The following is a 19,887-nucleotide window of genomic DNA, read 5'->3' as shown; positions in this document are numbered from 1 at the left end:
AGGTTAGCCACCCATGACAGCTGTCATGGTCGTTCTCGTACGAGCGTCATCTCCGGTCGTGACAGCGGCGACTGGGGCGGCGTTCGCGTTACGGGGATCGTTCCCGGGCATGAACGACACCGCGATCGAGATCTCCCAGCTGAAGTTCTCCTACGACACCTTCACCGCCGTCGACGGCGTGGACGTCACCGTCCGCCGCGGCGAGATCTTCGCGTTGCTCGGCACGAACGGCGCGGGCAAGACGACCACCCTCGAACTCATCGAGGGCTTCCGCCGCCCGGAGTCGGGCACGGTCCGGGTGTTCGGGCACGACCCCGCGCGGGCCAGATCGTTGCTGAAGCCTCGGACGGGCGTGATGCTGCAACACGCGGGACTGATCGAGGAACTGTCCGTCTTCGAGACGCTGAAGCTGTGGGGTTCACTGACCACCCGCACCGACGACGCCGAGGAACTGCTGGAACGGATCGAGCTCGTCCAGCGCCGGGACACCCGCGTCGAACAGCTCTCCGGCGGCGAGAAGCGGCGGCTGGACTTCGCGCTCGCGATCTACGGACGTCCCGAACTGATCGTGCTGGACGAGCCGACCACCGGGCTGGATCCCGAGTCACGGCAACGGTTGTGGCAGACCGTCGAGCGGTTGCGCGACAGCGGCAGCACGATCCTGTTGACCACGCACTACCTGGAGGAGGCGGAGTCGCTGGCCGATCGGGTGGCGATCATGCACCAGGGCCGGATCTCGGTGGCGGGCACGCTGCCCGAGGTGCTGGAGACACGTCCGTCCCGGATCACCGCCCGTGTGCCCGTCTCGGCCCTGGAACGGGCACTGCCCGCTTTCGCCGGCACGTTGAGGTCCACTTTGGACGAAGACACGGCGCTGCTGGTGCTCGAAACCGCCGCACTGCAGGAGGATCTCGGCTCCCTGCTGCGCTGGGCCGGCGACGGCGGCATCGAGCTCGACCGGCTGACCGCCAGCCAGGCATCACTGGCCGAGATCTTTCTCACCGTGGGAGCGACCCGATGAACATGGCGTTGAGGCACGGCGTACTCGAGATCCGTTTGCTGTTCCGGCGCAAGACCACCGCGTTCGCGGCATCGGTGCTGCCGATCGGGTTGTGCGTGATGACCTGGTTCACCGTGCGCAACCACGCACCGCAGAGCTGGGGATCACTGGTCAGCGACCGGTTCGTGATGCTGATGCTGCTGTCGGTGTTCATGACCAGCATGACCGTGTACACCGCACGGCGGCAGTCGCTGGTGCTCAAACGACTGCGGACCTCCGAGCTCACCGACGCCGGGGTGATCACCGCGATCACCATGCCGGTGGTCACGATGGGCGCGCTCCAGGTACTCGCCTACGTGGTGTTCTGCCTGGCCGTCGGCGCACCCATGCCGGCGCACCCGTGGCTGCTGCTGCTCGGGCTGACGTCCGGGCTGCTGATGACGGTGGCAGCCGGAATGGCGATCGCCGCCGTGAGCAGGAGCGTCGAGGCCACGCCCGTCACCGCGTTCCCGGTCATCGTCGCGACGCTGGCCGGTCTGTTCATGCAGGACGCGCCGGACGCACCGGTGGTGGCGTCCGGGGTGATGCTGCCGCTGATCGGCCCGGCCGACCTGGTCGCGAAGGGCTGGTCCGGTTACGGCGCGGGCGCGACGCTCACCTCCGTGCCTCCGCTGGTGCTCGGCCTGGCCTCCACCTTGCTGTGGGCGGCCGTGTTCGCCGCGGTGATCGCCCGGTTCTTCCGCTGGGAACCCCGCGCCTGACCGTTGACCGCCCGGGGTACCGTGGTCGTCGCTCCACAATGGATTCACGAACCCCGAAGGCGGCGAACGGTGATCGAGTCGGACGGCAGCACCGACCAGAGCGTGGCGCGCATCGCGGAACGCCTCAAGGAACGCATCTACGCGGAACTGGCGGTCATCGCGGTCACGCTCGGACTGGCGCTGGCCGGGTCGAGCACCCACCTGTCGGCCGCCCTGTCCGTGCTGGGCGCCTCGCTCGGCCTGTGGCTCGCGACGATCGCGGCCGAGGTGCAGGGGCACCGGTTCGCCTACGGACACCGGATGAACGGCCCGGAGCTGCGGCACATGCTGTTCGTCACCAGCCCCCTGATGACCGCGGCCGCCGGGCCGTTGATCCTGATCCTCTTCTCCGCCTTCGGTGCCTTCTCGCTCACCGCCGCGCTGTACGCGTCGGTCGCCGTGGACACCGCGACCATGTTCGTGTGGGGCTACACGGCGGGCCGGCGGATGCGGGCGAGCGTGGTCATGTCAGTCCTCAGTGGACTGGTCAACCTGTTGATCGGTGGGGTCGTCATCGTGGTCAAGGTGGCCGGCGGTCACTGAGAGCACGACACCGTCGCCGGACACGAGCAGTGTGCCGTCCGGTGCGACGACGAGCCCCGCGAACCGGCGTGGAGACCCCGGCATGCCGTGCGCGAAGAGCTCGCGGCGGACCGTTTCCAGCGGGCCGAGGTCGAGGTCGGCCTCGGCCCTGATCTCACCGGTCACGAGGTCGACGGCCAGCAGTCGCCGCCGGCCGGCCTCCACGACGAACAGCTCGTCGCCTCGGACAGCAAGGCCTTGTGGTGAGGCAAGGCCTTCGGCGATCGGGACCGGACGCTCGTCGATCCGGTACACCACACCCTGCTCGTCGCTGACGTAGCAACGCCCCTCGGCGTCGAACGCCACGTCCACCGGTTCGGCGAACCCGTCGGCCACCACGGTGATCTCGTCGTCGGCACCGATCGCGATGATCCGCCCCGCACCTGTCTCCGCGACCACGAGCGCGCCGTCGCCACGCACCGCGATGCCGAGAGGGCAGCGCAAACCGTTGGCCCGTGACCTCTGGCCCGTGCGCACCTCGCCGTACTGCGAGGTCGCGTGCAACTCGTCCCCGTCGGCGACGATGCCGTGCGTGAAGCGCATGACCCGCTCGCCGGCCACGCGGTAGTGGTCCGCCACGTGGACGGTGCCACCTGAGCCGGCCGCGAGACCGTAGGGCCCGACGAGGCCCTGCGGCACGATCTGGCGGATCCGGCCGTCCGGGTGGACCTCCGCGATGCCGCCACTGGCGAAACTGGAGACGTACACGCGGTTGTCCGCGTCGACCGCCGCGTTGTCCAGCCCGAACACGCCGGTGGTGACGGTGTGCCGGGTCCCGTCGGGAGAGATGCGCGTGATGTCACCTTCGGCACCAGCGGAGAGGACCAGCAGAACGCCCGCGCGGTCGAAGCGAACCGCGACCGGCATGCTCACGCCGTCGGCGACGAGTTCCGGTGTGCCGCCATCGGGTGAGATCCGGTGGACCTCACCGGTGATCATGTGCGGGTAGTACAGGTAGCCGTCCGGGCCGAGCTGCATCGCGTTGCCCAGCGGCAGATCGCCGGTGAGCACGACCGGCTCACCCCCGCCGGGGAACAGTTCGAGGACCCGTCCGCCGGGGCGCATCTCGTTGACGAACAACCGGTTCCCGGCGCACGCGATGCCGTTCGGCACCTTCACCTCGTCGCTGACCAACGTGAATTCGCCGAGCGGCTCGCGGCGCCACACCCGGCCGGGCACCAGGTCGGTGATGTACATCGACCCGTCCGCGCCGAACGCGAGGTCGTCCGGTGACTGGACGACGCCTCCGGCCGGTACGACCACGTCGATCTCCGCCGTCGTGAGGTCGACGGCGCTGATGCGCCCACCGAGGAAGTCGGCGACGTAGAGCCGTCCGTCCGGACCGAACGCGATGCCGTTGGTGCCGTGGAAGGAACTCATTCAGCGATCACCATGACGTCGTCCATGCGGCTTTCCCGCCAGTCCCTGAGCATGGCGTGGAACGCGGTGGCGCCCTTCGCGTAACCCTGGCGCGGGTGCGGCTTGCCCTCGTTGTTGTAGTAGCCGGGCGTGCACTCGAGGTGGAACTTGTAGAGCTCCTCCGCGTTCTCGCCGAGAGCCGCCGCCCAGGCGTCCACCGCCTCCGCGCTCGGCTCGACCCACCGGGCGCCGCGCTTGCCGGCCTCCGCGACGACCGCCGCGATGTGGCTCGCCTGCTCGTCGAGGATGTGCGCGTAGTTCACCGAGGCGGCGTTCTGGAACGCGCCCAGGGTGAGCAGGTTGGGGAAGCCGTCGCTGTAGAAGCCGTGCAGCGTCCGCAGTCCACGGCTCCAGTGCTGCAACAGGTTGACGCCGTCACGTCCGTACACCGGCAGCCGGCCGGTCATCAGGTCGGACATGGCGACCTGGAAGCCGGTGGCGAAGATGACGCAGTCCACTTCGTACTCGCGGCCGCCGACCACGATCGCGTTCTCGGTGACGCGTTCGACGCCGCCGTGGTCAGCGGTGTCGACCAGGGTCACGTTGGGGCGGTTGAAGGTCTGCAGGTACTCGTCGCTGAAGGTCGGCCGCTTGCAGGCGTAGCGGTACCAGGGCTTGAGCAGCTCGGCGGTCGCCCGGTCCGCCACGATCTCGTCGATGCGGGCGCGGACCTGGTTCATCTTCCGGAAGTCGAGGATCTCCTCGGCACGCTCGCGCTCCTCCGGCGTCAGCGAGTCTCCCTCCCCGCCCGCGGTGATCTTCCGCAACAGCCGGGCGCTGTCCGTCCACGCGTCTCCCACCAGGTCCTCGTCGACCTGGCCGCCGCTGACGATCCCGAGGAAGTTCTCCATCCGGTGCCGCTGCCACCCCGGTTCCAGCGACGCCGCCCAGTCGGGGTCGGTCCGCCGGTTGTCCCGGTAGTCCACAGTGGACGGCGTGCGCTGGAAGACGTACAGCTGCTGCGCGTCACGGCCGACGTGCGGCACGACCTGGATCGCGGTCGCACCGGTACCGATCACGGCGACCCGTTTGTCGGCCAGACCGGTGAGATTCCCGCTGGAGTCACCGCCGGTGTAGGCGTAGTCCCAGCGGCTGGTGTGGAAGGTGTGTCCCTGGAACGTCTCGATGCCGGGGACACCGGGAAGCTTGGGCCGGTCCATCGTCCCGTTGGACATCACCACGTACCGCGCCCGCATCCGGTCGCCGCGGTCGGTGAACACGATCCACACCGCCGCGTCCTCGTCCCAGCGCAGCTCGGTGACCGCGGTCTGGAAGCACGCGTCGCGGTAGAGGTCGAAGTGCTCACCGATCGCGCGCGAGTGCCGGCGGATCTCCTCACCGGGCGCGTACTTCCACTCGGGGACGTAGCCGAGCTCGTCCAGCAAAGGCATGTAGACATACGACTCGATGTCGCAGTGGATGCCGGGGTAACGGTTCCAGTACCAGGTGCCGCCGAAGTCGCCGCCCTTCTCCACCACCCGGATGGAGCCGACCCCCGCCTGCCGGAGCCGTGCCCCGGCGAGCAGGCCACCGAGGCCGCCGCCGATGACGACGACNNCGGCGGCGGCGCGGTACTGCGTGGCGCCGTCGGGACGGATCCGGCGGTCTCGCTCGGCCCGGTACCTGGCGCGCAGCTCGTGCGGGTCGAATCCGAGGTCCTCGGAAACAGACACAGAAAAGCCTTTCGCTAAAAGGGGTTTCTCAGACCGCGGACCAGCCGTTGTCGACCGGGAGGACGACACCGCTGATGTTGGAGGCGGCGTTCGAGGCGAGGAAGACGATGGCGGCGGCCTGCTCCTCGGCCTGCGAGACGCGGCCGATGTTCTGCATGTACTTGCCGAGGACCTGGGGTCCGTGCGTGGCGGGATCCACGTTCACGGCGATGCTCGTGCTCACTCCGCCGGGAGCGATGGCGTTCGCGCGGATGCCGGAGTCGCGGTACGTGATCGCGACCGAGCGCGTCAGCCCGATGAGACCCGTCTTCGAAGTCGTGTACGCGAGGCCGGCGGCGCTGCCCCGCAGGCCCGCTTCCGACGCCGTGTAGACGATGGAGCCCTTGCCCTTGGCGAGCATGTGCGGCAACGCGGCGCGGGTGAGCCGGAACGGCGCGGTGAGGTTGACGCCGAGGACGCGCTCCCACTCCTCGTCGGAGACGTCGGCCGCCGCGCTCATCGAGTCCATGATGCCGGCGTTGCACACCAGCACGTCCAGGCCGCCGAACTCCTCCACGGCCGTCGCGACCACCTCGTCGACCACGGCGGAGTCGGTCAGGTCACCCGCCACGACGACCGCGGTGCCGCCGGCCGCGGCGATCTCCTCGGCGACGGCCTTGGCTGCGTCGCCGTTGACGTCGGCCACCACCACTTTCGCGCCCAACTCGGCGAACTGACGGGCCGCGGCCCGCCCGATTCCCGATCCGCCGCCGGTGACGACGACGCTGCTGCCGTTCAGATCACTGTTCGAGGTCATGCCCTCACCATACCCACTTATTGTCAGTCAGTGCCAGAATGTCACTCGCCGACAAGAAGTACGATGTGGAGGCCCTGGGACGGAGGTGCCATGCCCAACCAACAGCAGACCCGCACGTCGGACCGGACCGGACGACCGCCGCTGACCGAGCGACGCAAGGCGGAGACCCGGCTGGAGGTCGCGCGCGCGGCCGTCCGCCTCTTCCTGGCCAAGGGCCTCGCGGGCACCTCCGCCGAGGAGATCGCGGCGGAGGTGGGCATCTCCGCACGCACGTTGTGGCGCTACTTCCCGAACAAGGAGAGCTGCGTCATGCCGCTGCTGACCGGCGGGATCGAACACACGGCCGCGTGCCTGCGTTCGTGGCGCCGTGACCAGGGCGTCTCGGAGCTGCTCGACATGCTCACGTCCGGCCGCGTCGGATCCCGTGAGGAAATGGCGGCGATGATGAACCTGGTCCGGCTGACCCGGACCGAGCCGGGCCTGCGCGCGGTCTGGCTGGAGGCGCACCGGCTGGCGGAGCCGGTGTTCGCCGAGGCGCTCGCCTGCCGCGCTGGACTGGCCGAACCCGACCTGGTCACCGCGATCCAGGCAGCGATGATCAACGGCGCGTTGCGGGTGACCGTGGAGCACCACGCGTTCAACATCGAGACGCCGGAGTCCCTGGCGGCGGCGACCGCCGAGGCCCTGGTGGTCGCCGCGCGGGGTCTTCCGACCTGAGCAAGACCATGAACGGCGCTTTTGTGGACGTGAGGTCCACGAAAGCGCCGTTCATGGCCTTCAGCCGTGGTTGATGGCTTCGGCGGCCTCGGCGATGATCTCGCGCATCGCGGTCTCGGCGGCAACCGGATCGGCTGACCGGATCGCCTGGGCGACATCGCCGTGCAGCCGGATGGCGACCGGGTTCGGGAGCTGCGGCATCAGGCCGTGATGGGTGCGCCCGATGAGCACCTCGTCGGTCACGCCGGTCAGGGCGGCGAGCATCTCGTTGCCGGACGCGGCCAGCAGCGTCCGGTGGAACAGCAGGTCAGCCCGCAGGTAGGCCTCCAGATCGCCGGACTTGCCGTGCACGGCCATGTCCATCACGGCGCCGGTCATGACACCGCACTGCTCCGGGGTGGCTCGTCGCGCGGCCAGGGCCGCGGCCACCGGTTCGACACCTGCGCGCAGCTCACCCAGGGAGGACAGCTGCGCCTGCCGGTCGGGGCCGTCCAGCCGCCAGCGGATGATCCGCGGGTCCAGGACGTTCCAGGCGGAGCGTTCGGCGACGATCACGCCCACGCGGCGACGGGTGGTCAGCATGCCCATGGACTCCAGCACGCGCACGGCCTCGCGGATCACCGAGCGGCCGACCTCGTAGCGCCCGGCGAGCTCCTCGATGCGCAGCACGTCGCCGGACGGGATCTCGCCGGAGCAGATCTGCGTGCCCAGGTGATCAAGGACGGTCTCATGCAGACCACGTTTGAGCTGCTCTTCGGCTACCACAAGTGCCAATCATCCCATCATTGCCCCCACACAGCTACGGGAGCGGTTAAGAGCTGATCAATCAAGCTCAAGTCTTGCAAAAAGCAGATTATTAACTCAGGATGTTCCGCACTGCGCTCGCCAACACCCCAACGGAGGGGCCGTGCCGCAACTCATCGCCGTCATGGGCGTGTCCGGATCAGGCAAGACGACCGTGGGCGCCGCGCTGGCCCAGCGCCTGCGCGTGCCGTTCGGCGACGCCGACGACTTCCACCCCCAGGCCAACATCGACAAGATGTCCGCCGGCATCTCGCTCGACGACGCCGACCGGACCCCGTGGCTCGCGGCGATCGGCGCGTGGCTCGCCGCGCACTCGGCCGATGGCGGCGTGATCAGCTGCTCAGCGCTCAAGCGCGACTACCGCGACATCCTGCGCGCCGCCGCGCCCACAACGGTGTTCGTACACCTGGCCGGCGATCAGGAGGTCGTCCGCAAACGCGTCGCCGGACGGCCCGGACACTTCATGCCCGCCAGCCTCGTCACCACCCAGTTCGCCACCCTCGAACCGCTCGACCCCGACGAGACCGGGATCGAGATCGACCTCGACCAGCCCGTGGACCGGATCGTCGAGGCCTACCTGCACGCCGCCGTGGAGGACCTGTGAACATCGCACTCGCCGCTGTCTCCAGCGGACGCCTGATCCCGGCCGCGCTGATCGGCATCGCGCTGCTGGTCCTGCTGATCACCCGCTTCCGGGTGCACCCGTTCCTCGGGCTGACGATCTCGTCGCTGATCGTCGCGGTGATCGCGGGCATGCCCATGGAGGCGTCGATCGCCTCCTTCGCCAAGGGTTTCGGCGACACCGCCGCCGGCGTGGGCACCCTGATCGCGCTCGGCGCGATGTTCGGCAAGCTCCTCGCCGACTCCGGCGGCGCCGACACCATCGTGGACACGATCATCGGCCGCTCCAGCACCCGCACCCTGCCGTGGGCCATGGCCGCGGTCGGCGCGCTGATCGGCCTGCCGATGTTCTTCGAGATCGGCCTGGTGCTGATCATGCCGGTGATCCTGCTGGTCTCCCGCCGTTCCGGGATGTCGTTGATGCGCCTGGGCATCCCGGCGCTGGCCGGCCTGTCGGCGATGCACGGACTGGTGCCGCCCCACCCCGGCCCGCTGGTCGCGGTCACCGCGCTGAAGGCCGACCTGGGCATCACCCTCGGCCTCGGCGTGCTGATCGCCCTGCCCACCATCGCCATCGCGGGACCGCTGTTCGCCAGGTTCGCCGCCCGCTGGGTCGACGTGCCCGCCCCCGCGCTGTTCGACACCGAACCGCGCGACGAACGGCCGCGGCCGACGTTCGCCGTCACGCTGGCCACCGTGCTGCTGCCGGTGGTGCTGATGATGGGCAAGGCGCTGGCCGACATCTTCGCGGCCAAGGGCAACACCGTGCGCACCGTGCTGGACTTCCTCGGCACACCGCTGATCGCGCTGCTGATCGCGGTGATCGTCGCGATGTTCACCCTCGGCCGTGGCGCGCGGATGGACGTCAAGGCCGTGGCGAAGTCCGTTGAGGACGGTCTGCCGCCGATCGCGGGCATCCTGCTCATCGTCGCCGCCGGCGGTGGTTTCAAGCAGACGCTGATCGACACCGGCATCGGCAAGCTGATCGCCGACTGGGTCGCCGGCAGCGGGATGTCGGTGCTGCTGCTGGCCTGGCTGGTCGCGGTGCTCATCCGGCTGGCCACCGGATCGGCGACCGTCGCCACGGTCACCGCGTCCGGCATCCTCGCCCCGCTGGTGTCGACCCTGTCCGCGGGCGAGACCTCGTTGCTCGTCCTCGCGATCGGCGCCGGCTCGCTGTTCTTCTCCCACGTCAACGACGCCGGGTTCTGGTTGGTGAAGGGCTACTTCGGGCTCAGCGTCGGGCAGAACATCAAGACCTGGTCGATCATGGAAACGATCCTTTCCGTGACCGGCCTGGTCTTCACGCTCCTGCTGAACCTGATCATCTGACCGGTGTGCCGAACACGGCCGCGTGATCGCGGGCCCAGTCGGCGAACGTCAGCGCGGGCCTGCCCAGCAGGTCCTCCACCGTGCTCGTGGTGGGCCCCGGGCTGACGGCGTAGTCGGCCAGCGAACCGAGCAGACGGGCGGGCACCTCCTCGGGCAGTCCTTGCGCGAGAAGGCCCTGCCGCACCTGTTCGGGCGGAAGTTCCTGGAACGACAGCGTCCGGCCGGTGGCGGCGCCGATGAGCCGCACCTTCTCGTACTGGTCCAGGGACTCGGGTCCGGTCAGCGTGTACACCGATCCGGCGTGCACGCTGCTCCGGAGTGCTTGTGCGGCAACCGTTGCGATGTCGGTCTCGTGGATCGGGGACGTGGCGGCCTTGCCGTACGCGCCGCGCACCACGTCACCGGCCCTGAGCTGCGGCACCCAGGCCAGCGCGTTGGCGGCGAAGTCGGCCAGGCGCAGGACCGTCCACTCCAGACCGGAGCGGGTCACGAGGTCCTCGGCCTGCCGGAACTGGTCGGCGAAGCGGGCCTCTCCCGCCGGGTGATCCACCGTGGTGGCCGACAGCAGCACCACGCGCCGCACGCCCTGCTCGCCGGCCAGCGCCAGCAACTCCGCCAGGCCCGGGCCGGTGGCGCGCGGGCTGATCTGGATCGCCTCCACGCCTGCCAGCGCCGGTTTGATCCACTGTGGACTGAACAGGTCACCGCGGGCGACTCCCACGCCGTGCGGTTCCGCCTCCTGGCGAGTGACGACGGTGACGGCCGCGTTGTCCTGCAACAACAGTTCCGTCACACGCCGTCCCACGACACCGTTGGCTCCGGTGATCAGGATCATGATGGTTGCCCCTCCTCGTGTTGGTCCGGCTTCGTCAGACAAGGCCGAGTTGCTGGAGCTGCGCGAAAACGTCGACGACGCCCCAGATCTCGGCGATCCGGCCGCCGGCGAAGCGAACGATGAAGATCTCGTTGTAGGTGACGGACTTCCCGGTCGCCGGCAGCCCGCGGTACTCGCCCTGATGGGTGCCGGTGACCGTGTTCCGGTACACGACCTTGTCCCCCTCGGCGACCACGTCCTCGATGGCGACGTGGATGTCGGGGAACGCGCGCAGGAGCGTCACCCACACCTGCTTGAGCGCCTGCACGCCCGTCATGCCGCTCGGCACCGGGGCGTGGAACACCAGGTCCGGATCGACGACTTCGTCGATCGCCTTCGTGATGGCCTCCAGGTCGCCGCTGTTGACGGCGTCGTGGAAACGGCCGAACGTCGCTTTGTTGCTCGTCTGTGCTTCCGAGACAGTCATGCACACGAGACGACGGCTTCCACGGGAATGTGACAGGCCGTGAGGGGCGTCACAAATCACTCAGGGCGAGGCCGGGGCGCCCAGGCGATGAAGTTCGCGAAGATCCCGCCGAGGATCACGAGGCCCAGCATGACGCCGACCACCCAGTGCGCCTGGTCGTTGTCGGCCAGGGCGGCGTCGACGACCCGGCCGTTCTCCAGGTCGTAGCGGACCGTCACGCGCTCACCGGGGTGCCGGGCCGGTCCGTTCTCCGACAGGGTCGTGACCTGCTTCGTGCCGTCCGGCAGCGGGTACTCGACCTTGACCGAGGCGCTCTTGCCCGACTTCAGCCGCTCCTGCACGGTCCCCTCGGCCGTGGCCCAGGACCTCTGCTCGGCCGACGAACTGATCACGAACGCCAGCCCCGCGACCGCGCCCACCAGCACGATCCCCGCCACGAACCGGCCTGTGCGGGACTTCAACGATTTCGCCACCACGCCTCCCTCGCACACGACATCGCCGCATCGCCGCCGAATGTCACAGATGAGTTCATTAGCCTGTACGGAGCAGCACGTTCGGCTAACCTCTGGTCGCGTTCAGTGAGAAAGCGACCCTGGGGGACGCGTGATAGATCCCGAGCAGCTGCTCAGCCAGTACGAAGGCAAGCTCGCCGAGGCTCAGGCCAAGAGTGACGCCATCCGCGAGAACCTCGCACACCTGCACGTCACCGAGCGGAGCCCGGACGGGCAGATCACGGTGACGGTGAACGACGCGGGCAACCTCGTCGGCCTGCAACTCGGCCAGGCACTGCAGCGCAAGGAAGGTGCGGCGGTCGCGCAGGACATCATGCGCACCTTGCAGGCCGCGCAGAGCCGTGTCGCGAACACGGTCCAGGAGTCGATGGCGCCGCTGCTGGGCCCCGACTCCGAGGCCATGCACATGATGATGGACAAGCTCCGCAGCGCCCAGCCGCCACCACCGCCCGTGCAGTACGGGCAGGGAGGCGGAAGCTGGGGTCCGACCGAGACCCGCCTGGGCGCGATCGAGGACGAAGGCGCGCCGCCGCCTCCCCCGCCGCCCGCACGCCCGCAGCCGCCGCGACCGCCGCAGCAGCCGCCACGGCATCGTCCGGCCGATGACGACGACGACTTCGGCGGCGGGAGCATTCTGCGATGAACTACCGCATCGACCTCACCGAGATGGACAACCACGCCAAGCGCGTCGACGAGATCGGCGGGCGCATCGGCACCGCCATCGGCGCGGGCAACGCGGCGTCGAACTCCGAGGCGTTCGGCCTGCTCGGCATCCCGCTCGCCGCCCTCTGCTCGGCCGCGCAGCACATGGCGATGAACACCCTCAACGACGCCGCCGAGGCCGCACTGGACCACCACAAGCGGGTCCTGGCGTGGCGCGAGGCCGTCAAGAACAACGAAGACGACCAGGTCAGCCGCTTCAAGGTGGGTGAGTGATGAGCACGCCGAGCATGGGGCCCGCTCCGGCGCCCACCCAGAACCCGCTGATCCGCAAGGGCGAGGACACTCCCGCCACCGAGGGCGCCGGGCTGTTCCACGACGTCACCGAGGCGGTGACCGGTTTCGCCGACGGCAACTGGGCCGAGGGCCTGCTGAACCTCGCGAGCGCCGCCGGTGACATCGGCAAGATGCTCACCGATCCGCTTGCGTACCTGTTCAGCGCGGGCTTCGGCTGGTTGATGGAACACGTCAGCTTCCTCAAGGAACCGCTCGACTGGCTCACCGGCGACCAGCAGACGCTGGACGGCATGGCGCAGACGTGGTCGTCGGTATCGAGCTACCTCGACGAGATCTCCACCGACCTCAAGGACACCGTCAACAAGGACGCGGCCCAGTGGATCGGCAAGGACTCGGCGAAGTACCGCGAGTTCGGTGTGGACCGCGCGGACACCTACGGCGCGGTCGGCACGGCGGCGCGCGGCATGTCGATCCTGATCACGATCTGCAAGACGATCCTCAAGGTGGTCCGCGACATCGTGCGTGACCTGATCTCCGAGGCGATCGGCAAGCTGATCAGCATCTGCCTGCGCTGGGCTCCGGCGGTCGCGGCGCTCGGCGCGGGCATCGCGGGTGCCGTCGCCGAGTGCGTGCCCACGGCGGTGCGGTACGCGCAGAAGTGCATCGACTGGTGCCGCAAGCTCACCAAGGCGTTCAGCAAGGCGGGCGGGCTGTTCAAGAAGCTCGACGACGTCCTCGCCAACGCCAGCGTCAACCTCGCCAAGCGCGGCGACGACTTCGTCACCGTGCTCAAGCAGGGCGCGAACGCGGACATCGCCCGCGCGATGAAGGACTTCAACTTCGCCGGGATGATGAAGGACGCCGGAGCCGGTGCCAAGAAGGTCATCGTCGACGGCGTCACGGGCCTGCCGAAGGACATCGGTCCCGCCATGGCGGAGGAGTTCCGCAAGGAGGGCTCGAAGATCGTGGACAACCGGGGCTGGCAGTCCTGGCGCGAGCTGAAGGAAGAGGAGGAGAAGGGCTAGTGAAGGTCCTCCGCCGGATCCTGGTCTTCCTGGTCCTGCCGCTGCTCGGTTACCTGATCGGTGCCACGATCTTCCTCCACTTCTGGAACAAGATCGAGCCCGGTGACCTGAAGAACGCCACCGTCGTGGCGGTGGCGAAGTCCTGCGAACGCCTCAGCCCGGTGTCGTGGCGGGGCTTCGGTTACCACTACGAGTGCGAGACCGAGCTCCGGGCCAAGAGCGGTACGACCAGCACGACGACTGTGACCGGCTGGCTGAAGCCGTCGGACATCGGCAAGGAGTACGCCGCCCACACCTCGCGGCGGGGCAAGCCGTTGGAGCCCGACGTGCGGACCGACTCCCAGGTCCTGCTGGGCTGGGTGTGCACGTTCGTCTTCGCGATCGTCTACCTCATCGCGTTCGCCAACGTCGCGTACCGCATCCTGCCCGACCGGGGCCTGCGCAAGCGGCGCATGCCGACCCGGTACGAACCACCTGTGCAGTGATCCGTTCCGGGTCGTGACCGGCCGGCGCCTACTTCTTCCCGGCGCCGGCCTTCTTCTTCTCGCGCACGCGCACGGAGATGCGGACCGGGCTGCCCTCGAAGCCGAACTCCTCGCGGAGCCTGCGCTCGATGAACCGGCGGTAGCTCGCCTCCAGGAACCCGGTCGTGAACAGCACGAACGTCGGCGGCCGGGTCGAGGCCTGGGTCGCGAACAGCACCTTGGGCTGCTTGCCGCCGCGCACCGGCGGCGGGGTCGCGGCGATCAGGTCCGACAGCCACTGGTTCAGCCGGCCGGTCGGCACGCGGGTGTCCCACGAGTTCAACGCGGTGCGCAGCGCGGGCGCCAGCTTGTGCACGGCGCGGCCGGTCAGGGCGGAGATGTTGACCTTGTCCGCCCACGGCACGCGCACCAGGCCGCGTTCGAGCTCACGGATCATCTCGTTGCGACGGTCCTCGTCGACGAGGTCCCACTTGTTGAACGCCAGCACGCACGCGCGGCCCGACTCGACCACCATCGTGAGCACGCGGAGATCCTGTTCGGACAACGGCTCGTGCGCGTCCAGCAGCACGATCGCGACCTCGGCGGTCTCGATCGCCGACTTCGTGCGCAGCGAGGCGTAGTACTCGGCGCCGCTCTCGAACTTCACCCGCTTGCGCAGGCCGGCCGTGTCGACGAACCGCCAGATCTCGCCGTCGAGCTCGACCAGCGAGTCGACCGGGTCGACGGTGGTGCCGGCGACCGAGTCGACGACCGAGCGGTTCTCGCCGGTCAGTCGGTTCAGCAGCGACGACTTGCCCACGTTCGGCTTGCCGACCAGCGCCACCCGCCGCGGGCCACCGGCACCGTTGCGGAAGTCGTCACGCGGCGTCTCCGGCAGCATCTCGAGGATCTTGTCGAGCAGGTCACCGGAGCCGCGGCCGTGCAGACCGGACACCGGGAACGGCTCGCCGAGGCCCAGCGACCACAGCGACGCGACGTCGGCCATCAGCCGGTCGTCGTCCACCTTGGACGCGCAGAGGATCACCGGCTTCTTGGAGCGGCGCAGGACCTTCGCGACGGCCTCCTCGGTCGTCGTCGCGCCCACCGACGCGTCCACGACCACCAGGATCACGTCCGCGGTCGCCATCGCGAGCTCGGCCTGCGCGGCCACGGCGGCCTGCAGGCCCTGCGCGTCCGGCTCCCAGCCACCCGTGTCGACCACGGTGAACTTGCGGCCGTTCCACAGCGCGTCGTACGCCACTCGGTCACGCGTCACGCCGGGCACGTCCTGCACCACGGCCTCTCGCCGGCCGATGATGCGGTTGACCAGAGTGGACTTGCCCACGTTCGGCCGTCCGACCACCGCGAGCACCGGCTGTGGCGGCTTCGAGTCCTCGCCTTCTTCGCCGTCGAGGTCGGTGAAGGCTGACCAGTCGGCCTCGTCCTCCCAGGTGCCGTCCAGGTCCGTCATCGTCTTCCCTCACTCACCCGAAGTCCATCAAGTTCGGCGACCAGTGTCGCCAGGCGATCGCGCACCTGCTCGGTGGCAACGCCGAGGGCCGCCCGCCCCTTCCCCTCGGGAAGGTGGAACGGCTCACCGATCAGCACGTCGACCAGGGGCCGCCAGCCCCTGGCCTGGTAGGTCCCGCGACAGGCGACCGGCAGCACCATCGCGCCGGACGTCTTGGCCAGCCACGCCGCACCGTTCTGCGCGCTCGCCACGTCGCCCTCGCCGCGGGTGCCCTCGGGGAAGACCCCGATCACGCCACCCGCCTTCAGCACGGACAACGCGGTGGTCATCGCGGTGCGATCGGCTTCCCCCCGCTTGACGGGGAGTTGCCCGATCTTCAGCAGCAACGTGCCCACGACGCGTTTGAACATCTCCTGTTTGATCAGGAAAGTCACCCGCCGGGGCAGCACACCGAACAGGATCGGCCCGTCCGCCATCGAACTGTGGTTGGCGACGACGACCACGCCGCCGCTCAAGGGTACGCGGTCGCGCCCGTGAACCCGAATCCGGAACTGCCACGCGTACGGCACGCGGGCGATCCACCTGCCGATGTCGGTCAGCCACGGCAGGCCCTCGGGGGGAAGGGTCACCCGGTCACCCTCAGCCCTCGGCGTTCCACCAGGTCCAGCAACGCGTCGATGGTGCCCGCGAGATCGAGGTCGGTGTTGTCCAGCTCCACGGCGTCGTCCGCCGGCTTGAGCGGAGAGACCGCCCGGCTGGAGTCGTAGTTGTCGCGCCGCCGCACGTCCGCGAGCACGGCGTCCACAGTGGACTCACGGCCGGCCGCGTTGTCCTGTTTGGTCCGGCGCGCGGCGCGGGCGTCCGCCGACGCCGTCAGGTAGACCTTGAGCGGCGCGTCCGGCGACACGACGGTGCCGATGTCACGCCCCTCGACCACGATCCCGCCCACGGTGTCGACGGCGTCCGCGATGATCGCCCGCTGCTGCGCCACGAGCAGCTCGCGCACGTGCCTGGCCGCCGAGACCGGCGACACCGCCAGCGTCACCTCGGGCCCGCGGATCTCCACCGACACGTCGTCGCCGTCGAGCGTGATCCCCGGCTTCCCGGGATCGGTGATCACGACGAGCTTCGCGTTGTCCGCGACCTCGGCGACCTTGACCTCGTCGGTCGGGTCGACGCCGGCCCGCAGCACCGCCACGGTGATCGCCCGGTACATCGAGCCGGTGTCGAGGTAGCGCGCGTCGAGCGCCATCGCCAGGCGCTTCGCGACGGTGGACTTGCCGGTGCCGGCCGGTCCGTCGAGTGCCACCACACCGCGCAACTGACCCTGGCCCACCACAGCTCCCTCCGAGACACCCACAGTTCACATTGTGCCTGGTGCGGACGCTCACACCGCAGGCGGGACGGCCCACGACGGCTCCAGCACGACAACCTCGGCGCCGGCACCGCCCGCCTGATGTCGATCGTGGTCCCGCTCAGCACCCCACCAGGACAGCACGAGTTCACCGCCCCGCTGCTCGATCCGCACCACCGCGCCGTCTCCCGGCGCCAGCTCCTGCTCGAACAACCGGACGTCGATCCGGCCGTAACCGTCCCGCTGCGCCCTCGCCAGTTCGTCGTGCGGACCGGCGAGAAAGGCCGCGTGATCGTCGGTCGACCGCCAGAACGCCAGCACGTGCGCGACGTCCGGCTCACTCCACCCGCCGCACTGCCCGAGGAACCCCGGCACTCGCGCCAACGGCCCCCAGCCCCGCTGCCCCCGGTCGAACGCGACCGGATCGACCACCTCGCAGCGCACCCACTTGATCAGCACGACGCCGACGGTATCGATCGGTGGAATCAGCAACGGGTGGTGTCCGTCAGGGGGAGCTCACCGGGCGCCCTGACTCAGTGGTTGAGGTCTGTCCTCAACGCCGCCGCCCCACGCAGATAGACGTGCTTCACCGACGACCGCGGCAGCTCCGTCTCGACGTGTGCCAGCAGGCGGATCACCCGCGGCATCGAGCCCGGCACCGCGATCTCGGTCGCGGACAGCAGCGGCACGTCCGAGAGCCCCGCCTGGCGCGCGGCGTAGGCGGGGAACTCGGACGTCAGGTCTGGTGTGGCGGTGAGCACGACGCTGATCAGGTCGTCCGGGGACAGCGCGTTGCGGTCCAGGACCTCGCGCACCAGCTCGGCCGTGGCCTCCAGCAGCAGGTCACGCGAGTCCGCGTCGATCTGCGTGGCTCCCCTGATCGCTCGTACCGCCATGCGTCCGACACTAGCGCGGGACGAACTCGCACGCCCGGATCACCAGATGCGACGCCGAGTTACCCAGCGCTTCAGCCAGAAAGTCTCATCGGTCGACCACGATGTTGGGGTACCGCAGGGTGAGACCGAGCAGGTTCACCACGTAGGCCGCCCACCCGCCGCCGTGCAGCACGAGCCGCCTCTCCCCGAGCAGCGTCGCCGTCTCGATCAGCACGTGCAGGCCGCTCGACCCGATGAACGTCAGGCCGCTGAAGTCGATCACCACGTCCCCCGCCGCGTCCCCGTGCGCACAGGCCAGCGCCAGTTCCGACCGCAGCAGGCCGCTGGTGGTCAGGTCGACCTCACCGGCGAGCGCCACCACCGCGCCCCGGCGCCGCACCTCCAGCAAGCCTGATTCGGGATCCATCGTCGGTGCCTCAGGAGTCGGGAGACAACAGGTCGCGCACCGCCGCGAGCACTCGCAGCGGATGCGCGGGTTTCGGTAGGTAGGCATCGGCAACGTGCGCGGCCGGCTCGATCGCCGAAACGGCTACGACCGGCACACCGAACGTCCGCGCGACGGCCGCGAACCGGGTCCCCTCACCATGAGACGTCAACAGGTCCACTATCGCCAGCGCGGGCGGGTTCTCCAGTACCGACTCGGCCGCCGCGACCGTCGTCACGAGCGTCACGTCGTAGCCCTCGGCGTGCAGGAACGCGGCCAGCGACTGGCCGGAGAACCGGTCGCCGTCCAGCAGCAGCACGCGCGGACGTCCCGGAGGCGCGGGCAGATCCGGGACGCCCGCACGCGACCAGACCCGCACGAGCGCACGCACGACCGTGCCGGGCCAGGTCGGTTTGCCGGGCCGCACCTGCACCTCGTCGGCGATGCCGAACAGCAGCCGCAACCCGAGCGGACGGGCGGAGGCGCTGCCCTCGTGGTCGAACACGCCGTCGTCCTCGATGGTCAGCAACACCGCGTGGTCCCGCGGCTCCCACGTCACCCCCACGATGGACGCGCCCGCGCGCCGCACCGCGTTGTCCGCCGCCTCGGACACCGCGAGCAGCACGTCCCGCGCGTCGTCACCGCTCAGACCGGACTCACCGGCGAGGTCGCGCACGAAGGCCCGGATCTCGGGCAACGAGGCCGGGATCGCCGGAAACCACCGGGTCTGCGCGGTCATCACGCCGCATACGCCGGAGCCGCCAGCAGCGGCATGATGAGTTCTCTCAGCGTGATCGCCCGGCGTCTGTCCGCTTCCGCGTGCAACGGTTCGAGCTTCTTGCGCGTGCGTGCGGACATCATGTCGCCGGTCTGCGTCACGGCCAGACCCGCGACGGCCGCCGCTTCGTCCGCGTCACCCTCCACGAGGTGGTTGAGCGACAACGCGATGAGGGCGAACGTCCGACTGCGCGCCATGTCGTCGCGATACCCCGTCACGGCCTGATGCAACGACGTGATGGCCGGCCGCGCGAAACTCTCGTCCACCGTGCGCGCCAGCGTCGTGTAGACGGTCCCGGTGATGCCCGCGAGATCGGGCACGTCGAAGAAAGCGGCCCACGGGGCTGCTTCGTCCACATCCGCACGTGCGAACTCGTCGTGCGCACGTCCCAGCAACGCCAGCGCGGGCACCCGCTGCCCCAGTTCGGCATAACACCACGCCTGGTTCGCGGCCAGGATCGCGTTCGTGTGGTGACTGTTCGCCACCAGCCCGGCCAGCCGGAACATGCCGAGCGCTTCGGCGGGTCCACCGTGGTGCAGGTGGACCCGCCCCATCCGATAGCGGATGTTCGCCACCAGATCACCGTCCTGGGCGAAGTTCAGGGCGAGATTGAAGTGGCGGTGCGCGGACCCACCGAGCCCGGCGTCGAACGCGGTCCAGCCCGCGAGCGTGTGCAGTTCCGCGATGGCGCTGCTGAAGTCACCACGCACCGCGGCATTGGCCGAGTGCGCGAACGCCTTGTCACACCACGACAAGAGCGCCTGCACCTGCGTGCGGCACGCTCCACCGCCGTAGCGGTAGTCGACCGCGCGCAACGCGGCTGTCATCGCCCTCAGGTGCTTGACGTGCACTAGTCCGATCTTGGAGTGAGGGGGCGGCAACGAGGGTGACGGCTCGTGGCGCATTCGTAGTTCTCCACAGCGGCTCGGGGGACCGTTACGACCGAGTTTGTTCCTGGGAC

25 protein-coding genes are annotated in these 19,887 nt (G+C 69.4%); 10 read left to right on the top strand and 15 right to left on the bottom strand.

From position 1 onward, the window contains the following. The first annotated feature begins 109 nt into the window (after positions 1–109). The 3 genes from B0F77_RS09025 (at position 110) to B0F77_RS09015 (ending at position 2,343) form a co-directional block, all read left to right on the top strand. Positions 110–1,021: an ABC transporter ATP-binding protein gene (locus tag B0F77_RS09025; RefSeq protein WP_086662343.1), complete on the top strand. Its 912-nt coding sequence runs from the start codon at positions 110–112 to the stop codon at positions 1,019–1,021. Then, positions 1,018–1,761, top strand: coding sequence for a hypothetical protein (locus B0F77_RS09020; RefSeq protein ID WP_143466641.1), 744 nt, complete (start codon positions 1,018–1,020; stop codon positions 1,759–1,761). Before B0F77_RS09025 ends, B0F77_RS09020 begins: the two co-directional genes overlap by 4 nt. 69 nt (positions 1,762–1,830) lie before the next feature. Further along, positions 1,831–2,343, top strand: a complete 513-nt coding sequence (locus B0F77_RS09015; protein WP_086662341.1) for a hypothetical protein — start codon at positions 1,831–1,833, stop codon at positions 2,341–2,343. Here B0F77_RS09015 and B0F77_RS09010 read toward each other — a convergent pair. The 3 genes from B0F77_RS09010 to B0F77_RS09000 all read right to left on the bottom strand — a co-directional run bounded on the left by B0F77_RS09010 (position 2,269) and on the right by B0F77_RS09000 (position 6,270). Then, positions 2,269–3,762 (bottom strand): SMP-30/gluconolactonase/LRE family protein, encoded by a 1,494-nt coding sequence (locus B0F77_RS09010; RefSeq protein ID WP_143466640.1) that lies wholly within the window; start codon positions 3,760–3,762, stop codon positions 2,269–2,271. The genes B0F77_RS09015 and B0F77_RS09010 overlap by 75 nt on opposite strands. Beyond that, positions 3,759–5,474 (bottom strand): flavin-containing monooxygenase, encoded by a 1,716-nt coding sequence (locus B0F77_RS09005; protein ID WP_086662340.1) that lies wholly within the window; start codon positions 5,472–5,474, stop codon positions 3,759–3,761. The genes B0F77_RS09010 and B0F77_RS09005 overlap by 4 nt, the downstream gene beginning before the upstream one ends. 28 nt (positions 5,475–5,502) lie before the next feature. Next, positions 5,503–6,270, bottom strand: coding sequence for an SDR family NAD(P)-dependent oxidoreductase (locus B0F77_RS09000; protein WP_086662339.1), 768 nt, complete (start codon positions 6,268–6,270; stop codon positions 5,503–5,505). Positions 6,271–6,360: 90 nt separating this feature from the next. Between B0F77_RS09000 and B0F77_RS08995 the strand changes: the two genes are divergently transcribed. Further along, a complete protein-coding gene (locus B0F77_RS08995) occupies positions 6,361–6,987 on the top strand; it encodes a TetR/AcrR family transcriptional regulator (RefSeq protein ID WP_086662338.1) in 627 nt (208 codons plus the stop codon). 60 nt (positions 6,988–7,047) lie between these two features. Here the strand turns inward: B0F77_RS08995 and B0F77_RS08990 are convergent, their stop codons facing one another. Beyond that, positions 7,048–7,752: a FadR/GntR family transcriptional regulator gene (locus B0F77_RS08990; RefSeq protein ID WP_425435645.1), complete on the bottom strand. Its 705-nt coding sequence runs from the start codon at positions 7,750–7,752 to the stop codon at positions 7,048–7,050. A 142-nt stretch (positions 7,753–7,894) separates the two neighbouring features. Here B0F77_RS08990 and B0F77_RS08985 point away from each other — a divergent pair, with 142 nt between their 5' ends. Together B0F77_RS08985 and B0F77_RS08980 are read left to right on the top strand one after the other, a co-directional pair. Continuing rightward, a complete protein-coding gene (locus tag B0F77_RS08985; RefSeq protein WP_245847905.1) occupies positions 7,895–8,395 on the top strand; it encodes a gluconokinase in 501 nt (166 codons plus the stop codon). After that, positions 8,392–9,744, top strand: coding sequence for a GntT/GntP/DsdX family permease (locus B0F77_RS08980; RefSeq protein WP_086662337.1), 1,353 nt, complete (start codon positions 8,392–8,394; stop codon positions 9,742–9,744). Before B0F77_RS08985 ends, B0F77_RS08980 begins: the two co-directional genes overlap by 4 nt. Here the strand turns inward: B0F77_RS08980 and B0F77_RS08975 are convergent. The 3 genes from B0F77_RS08975 to B0F77_RS08965 are packed head-to-tail and all read right to left on the bottom strand — an operon-like array spanning position 9,737 to position 11,518. Next, on the bottom strand, positions 9,737–10,579 hold the full coding sequence (locus tag B0F77_RS08975) for an NAD(P)H-binding protein (protein WP_086662336.1): 843 nt from the start codon (positions 10,577–10,579) through the stop codon (positions 9,737–9,739). The genes B0F77_RS08980 and B0F77_RS08975 overlap by 8 nt on opposite strands. 34 nt (positions 10,580–10,613) lie before the next feature. Next, on the bottom strand, positions 10,614–11,045 hold the full coding sequence (locus B0F77_RS08970; RefSeq protein WP_086662335.1) for an ester cyclase: 432 nt from the start codon (positions 11,043–11,045) through the stop codon (positions 10,614–10,616). Between the two features lie 56 nt (positions 11,046–11,101). Next, positions 11,102–11,518, bottom strand: coding sequence for a DUF3592 domain-containing protein (locus tag B0F77_RS08965; RefSeq protein ID WP_158102652.1), 417 nt, complete (start codon positions 11,516–11,518; stop codon positions 11,102–11,104). Between the two features lie 130 nt (positions 11,519–11,648). Between B0F77_RS08965 and B0F77_RS08960 the strand changes: the two genes are divergently transcribed. The 4 genes from B0F77_RS08960 to B0F77_RS08945 are packed head-to-tail and all read left to right on the top strand — an operon-like array spanning position 11,649 to position 14,024. Next, positions 11,649–12,200 carry a YbaB/EbfC family nucleoid-associated protein gene (locus B0F77_RS08960; protein WP_086662333.1) on the top strand — a complete coding sequence of 184 codons (552 nt, stop codon included), beginning with the start codon at positions 11,649–11,651 and terminating at the stop codon, positions 12,198–12,200. Further along, positions 12,197–12,493: a hypothetical protein gene (locus B0F77_RS08955; RefSeq protein ID WP_086662332.1), complete on the top strand. Its 297-nt coding sequence runs from the start codon at positions 12,197–12,199 to the stop codon at positions 12,491–12,493. The genes B0F77_RS08960 and B0F77_RS08955 overlap by 4 nt, the downstream gene beginning before the upstream one ends. Further along, on the top strand, positions 12,493–13,539 hold the full coding sequence (locus tag B0F77_RS08950; protein WP_143466638.1) for a hypothetical protein: 1,047 nt from the start codon (positions 12,493–12,495) through the stop codon (positions 13,537–13,539). The genes B0F77_RS08955 and B0F77_RS08950 overlap by 1 nt, the downstream gene beginning before the upstream one ends. Further along, complete coding sequence (locus B0F77_RS08945; protein ID WP_086662330.1) at positions 13,539–14,024, top strand: DUF6346 domain-containing protein; 486 nt, start codon at positions 13,539–13,541, stop codon at positions 14,022–14,024. Before B0F77_RS08950 ends, B0F77_RS08945 begins: the two co-directional genes overlap by 1 nt. A gap of 28 nt (positions 14,025–14,052) precedes the next feature. Here the strand turns inward: B0F77_RS08945 and der are convergent, their stop codons facing one another. The 8 genes from der to B0F77_RS08905 form a co-directional block, all read right to left on the bottom strand. Next, positions 14,053–15,474: a ribosome biogenesis GTPase Der gene (der, locus tag B0F77_RS08940; protein WP_086662329.1), complete on the bottom strand. Its 1,422-nt coding sequence runs from the start codon at positions 15,472–15,474 to the stop codon at positions 14,053–14,055. Then, positions 15,471–16,103 (bottom strand): lysophospholipid acyltransferase family protein, encoded by a 633-nt coding sequence (locus tag B0F77_RS08935; RefSeq protein WP_086662328.1) that lies wholly within the window; start codon positions 16,101–16,103, stop codon positions 15,471–15,473. Before B0F77_RS08935 ends, der begins: the two co-directional genes overlap by 4 nt. Continuing rightward, positions 16,100–16,786, bottom strand: coding sequence for a (d)CMP kinase (gene cmk / locus B0F77_RS08930; RefSeq protein ID WP_169730911.1), 687 nt, complete (start codon positions 16,784–16,786; stop codon positions 16,100–16,102). The genes B0F77_RS08935 and cmk overlap by 4 nt, the downstream gene beginning before the upstream one ends. A gap of 75 nt (positions 16,787–16,861) precedes the next feature. Beyond that, positions 16,862–17,287 (bottom strand): DUF4937 domain-containing protein, encoded by a 426-nt coding sequence (locus B0F77_RS08925; RefSeq protein ID WP_158102651.1) that lies wholly within the window; start codon positions 17,285–17,287, stop codon positions 16,862–16,864. A 74-nt stretch (positions 17,288–17,361) separates the two neighbouring features. Further along, entirely contained in the window at positions 17,362–17,724 is a 363-nt protein-coding gene (aroH, locus tag B0F77_RS08920; protein ID WP_086662325.1) for a chorismate mutase, read from the bottom strand. Between the two features lie 85 nt (positions 17,725–17,809). Further along, positions 17,810–18,130: an STAS domain-containing protein gene (locus B0F77_RS08915; RefSeq protein ID WP_158102650.1), complete on the bottom strand. Its 321-nt coding sequence runs from the start codon at positions 18,128–18,130 to the stop codon at positions 17,810–17,812. A 10-nt stretch (positions 18,131–18,140) separates the two neighbouring features. Continuing rightward, complete coding sequence (locus B0F77_RS08910; protein WP_086662323.1) at positions 18,141–18,887, bottom strand: ATP-binding protein; 747 nt, start codon at positions 18,885–18,887, stop codon at positions 18,141–18,143. Then, positions 18,887–19,831, bottom strand: coding sequence for an NsdA family TPR-like regulatory protein (locus B0F77_RS08905; RefSeq protein WP_483868446.1), 945 nt, complete (start codon positions 19,829–19,831; stop codon positions 18,887–18,889). The genes B0F77_RS08910 and B0F77_RS08905 overlap by 1 nt, the downstream gene beginning before the upstream one ends. Positions 19,832–19,887 lie beyond the last annotated feature (56 nt).

It is taken from the genome of Lentzea kentuckyensis, from assembly GCF_002150765.1.
Lineage (GTDB): Bacteria > Actinomycetota > Actinomycetes > Mycobacteriales > Pseudonocardiaceae > Lentzea > Lentzea kentuckyensis.
The sequence above is the reverse complement of the archived record's forward strand: the minus strand, read 5'-3'. Positions and strand labels throughout refer to the sequence as shown.

Excerpts from the sequence above, each read along its gene's own strand:
- B0F77_RS09025 (WP_086662343.1), top strand. The coding sequence starts at position 110 with ATGAACGACACCGCGATCGAGATCTCCCAGCTGAAGTTCTCCTACGAC.
- B0F77_RS09020 (WP_143466641.1), top strand. The coding sequence starts at position 1,018 with ATGAACATGGCGTTGAGGCACGGCGTACTCGAGATCCGTTTGCTGTTC.
- B0F77_RS09010 (WP_143466640.1), bottom strand. The coding sequence starts at position 3,762 with ATGAGTTCCTTCCACGGCACCAACGGCATCGCGTTCGGTCCGGACGGA.
- B0F77_RS09000 (WP_086662339.1), bottom strand. The coding sequence starts at position 6,270 with ATGACCTCGAACAGTGATCTGAACGGCAGCAGCGTCGTCGTCACCGGC.
- B0F77_RS08995 (WP_086662338.1), top strand. The coding sequence starts at position 6,361 with ATGCCCAACCAACAGCAGACCCGCACGTCGGACCGGACCGGACGACCG.
- B0F77_RS08975 (WP_086662336.1), bottom strand. The coding sequence starts at position 10,579 with ATGATCCTGATCACCGGAGCCAACGGTGTCGTGGGACGGCGTGTGACG.
- B0F77_RS08970 (WP_086662335.1), bottom strand. The coding sequence starts at position 11,045 with ATGACTGTCTCGGAAGCACAGACGAGCAACAAAGCGACGTTCGGCCGT.
- B0F77_RS08955 (WP_086662332.1), top strand. The coding sequence starts at position 12,197 with ATGAACTACCGCATCGACCTCACCGAGATGGACAACCACGCCAAGCGC.
- B0F77_RS08950 (WP_143466638.1), top strand. The coding sequence starts at position 12,493 with ATGAGCACGCCGAGCATGGGGCCCGCTCCGGCGCCCACCCAGAACCCG.
- der (WP_086662329.1), bottom strand. The coding sequence starts at position 15,474 with ATGACGGACCTGGACGGCACCTGGGAGGACGAGGCCGACTGGTCAGCC.
- aroH (WP_086662325.1), bottom strand. The coding sequence starts at position 17,724 with ATGGCGGTACGAGCGATCAGGGGAGCCACGCAGATCGACGCGGACTCG.
- B0F77_RS08915 (WP_158102650.1), bottom strand. The coding sequence starts at position 18,130 with ATGGATCCCGAATCAGGCTTGCTGGAGGTGCGGCGCCGGGGCGCGGTG.
- B0F77_RS08910 (WP_086662323.1), bottom strand. The coding sequence starts at position 18,887 with ATGACCGCGCAGACCCGGTGGTTTCCGGCGATCCCGGCCTCGTTGCCC.
- B0F77_RS08905 (WP_483868446.1), bottom strand. The coding sequence starts at position 19,831 with ATGCGCCACGAGCCGTCACCCTCGTTGCCGCCCCCTCACTCCAAGATC.